Source organism: Streptomyces alkaliphilus, assembly GCF_014141535.1.
GTDB lineage: Bacteria > Actinomycetota > Actinomycetes > Streptomycetales > Streptomycetaceae > Streptomyces > Streptomyces alkaliphilus.
In genome coordinates this window covers 1-2,170 of the sequence record NZ_VKHT01000858.1, presented here as the reverse complement: position 1 = coordinate 2,170, position 2,170 = coordinate 1, and the positions used below count along the sequence as shown (strand labels likewise).

The following is a 2,170-nucleotide window of genomic DNA, read 5'->3' as shown; positions in this document are numbered from 1 at the left end:
CGCCCCTCCCCTGAAGGCCCCGGGCATCGTCTGCGCACCCCCGTCGCTCGACCCCGAACCGTACCTTCGCGTCCTGCGATGGTTCCTGGAGGACGGCGAGAGCCTGCGCGTCCTCGGTTTCCCCGATCAGCTCGATCCGCTCGGGCCGATCTCCACGATCCTGAGCGGGGCGAGGGAGAAGTTGGCGGCTGCGAGGGACAGGAAGGCGGCCGGGGCCCTGGTCGCCGTCACCGATCGCCGCATCCTCACCGCCCGGGCGACCGCCTTCCTCGAACAGGGCGAGCTGCGTCGGGACATCCCGATCGACCGGGTGCGCTACGTCCGCTCGGTGGCCGCGGAGGACAAGAGCGGGCGCCTGACGGTCGACCTCATCACGCGCGACGAGAACCTCCGGTGGCTCTTCCACGCCGACATCGACGCCGTCCGGGTGGACGCGCTGGCCGCCGTGCTCGCCGAGTCGATGGCGATCCCCGACATCGAGCGCGATGAGCTTCGACGGCGGGGCCACACCGCCATCGAGGCGGGCGGGGAGCACGGGAGCACCGGCACGAAAACCACGGAACCAACCGGCACCGACGCCGCGACCCACGACGGGGGGTAGGTCCCGAGTCGACCCGAGTCCTCTTCGACGCGGAGGCGGGAGCGTCGGACATCGCGAAGGTGGGACGAGGACACGACGGCCATGCGGGGGTTACCGACCGAGAGATCCGCCTTCTCGGGTGTCAGGGGCCTCCGTGCGGTCGGTGATCGGGTAACCGGATCGGAAGATGAAACTCGGGGACTTTTCCTGAAGCGAAGAGATGAAGAGGGGGGCGATTCAAGAGAGCAGATGTCGTTCGAATTTCGTAAAAACCTTCACGAAAGCCTCAGGTCGTAACGCCAGGCAGTTTCGGTGTCGAATTAAGTCAAAATCCCTGCGGGTGTTTTTCGTCTTCGCGTGAAGCGCCTCATTCCATCAGGTTAAGAATTTCTCTCACCTTCTCGATCAGTTCATTATTTCCGAAATGGGTCGTTGGTTCACGATTCGAATCCGGCTCGTAATCTTCCAGTGCATAGAAGACCTCATTCAGTAGATGTTCCAGGGGGCCTCTCACTCTTTCCCCCGAGTTGAATGCCTCCCTTCTGCTTTTCAGCCATTCGCGAATAAATTCTTCCGGGGTGATTTCCTCATTTGTCAGGCTGTGCATCAGGGTCAACTGGTTGGAGACGTGGGAGCCGGGGGCCACCTCCTTCGAGTGCTTCCAGGAGCTCTGGCCGGGAGGTAGAAATTCCGTCACCTCGCGAATGAAGCCGTGCCTATCTTTTGCCTTTTTGGCGTATCGAGAAAATTTCACTTTCAGTGCATCGATTCCCTCGTGTGAGAATCTTTGCATGAGGTCATGGTCGCCGGCCACCAAGGTGTAGCCAAAAGGGGTGTAGAGAAGGGCCGCTCCGAGCTCCTCCGCGTAAGCGAGGATTCCCTCGAATTCGCTGCCCGAGAAATGTGATGCGATAAAGGTCGGTAGGGCCCCCTTCCATCTCCCTTCATCATCGATGACGAATTCGGGTTCGGAGGCTTGGTGTGGGGGTGGAAATCCGCAAAGCGGCAAGGTTGCAACTCCCTGAAGACTTACTCCTTGAATGAAGTTAACCAATGGACTCCTGAGGATGTCTTCGCCGGAAGGGAATGGGGCAACCAATTTTTGGAATGAATCAACCCAGGTGGAATCAAAAACAAGGAGACCTGAGGGTCTCTTGTGGAGGATTTCAAGTGCGTTTTGCATGTTGTGATTCCAATTCGATCCTTAGTTCAGGCGGCCCCGCTGCACAATTCCTGTGAACTGTGCCTCGCCGAGTCTCCAGCCGGACCAAAATCTTCCGTCGGAGCGCAACATCACCATGAGATTGCCACCCGGGTCGACAAACCCCACGGCTGGTCCCTGGCCCCGGTAGTCGAAGCGGTATATCTTCACGTCAGGTGAAAGCATGTGGCGCTGCATGGCCTGAATGAAGTGAGCCTTGTTTGAGTTATTCCAATTTCCACTTATCCCGAAATCTTCGGCATGTGCATTGAATTTCTTGCTTACGGTCTTCTGGTTGGAAAAATCAGCTTTCCGAACCCAGGCTTCTTTGATGGGACACGGAGTGAGGCCGAGGGGGTCGGTCCAGGTGGTGGGGTTGTGGGGGTAGG

General features: G+C 58.9%; 2 protein-coding genes and 1 pseudogene. 1 reads left to right on the top strand and 2 read right to left on the bottom strand.

Annotated features, from left to right (window positions below):
* Positions 1-601 (top strand): annotated as a pseudogene (locus FNQ90_RS20525) (hypothetical protein); the annotation flags it as partial.
* Positions 602-947: 346 nt separating this feature from the next.
* Here FNQ90_RS20525 and FNQ90_RS20520 read toward each other — a convergent pair.
* Together FNQ90_RS20520 and FNQ90_RS20515 are read right to left on the bottom strand one after the other, a co-directional pair.
* Complete coding sequence (locus FNQ90_RS20520; RefSeq protein WP_182607712.1) at positions 948-1,763, bottom strand: colicin immunity domain-containing protein; 816 nt, start codon at positions 1,761-1,763, stop codon at positions 948-950.
* 21 nt (positions 1,764-1,784) lie between these two features.
* Positions 1,785-2,170 (bottom strand): colicin D domain-containing protein (locus FNQ90_RS20515; protein ID WP_228471434.1); only part of this gene is annotated, 386 nt, incomplete at its 5' end.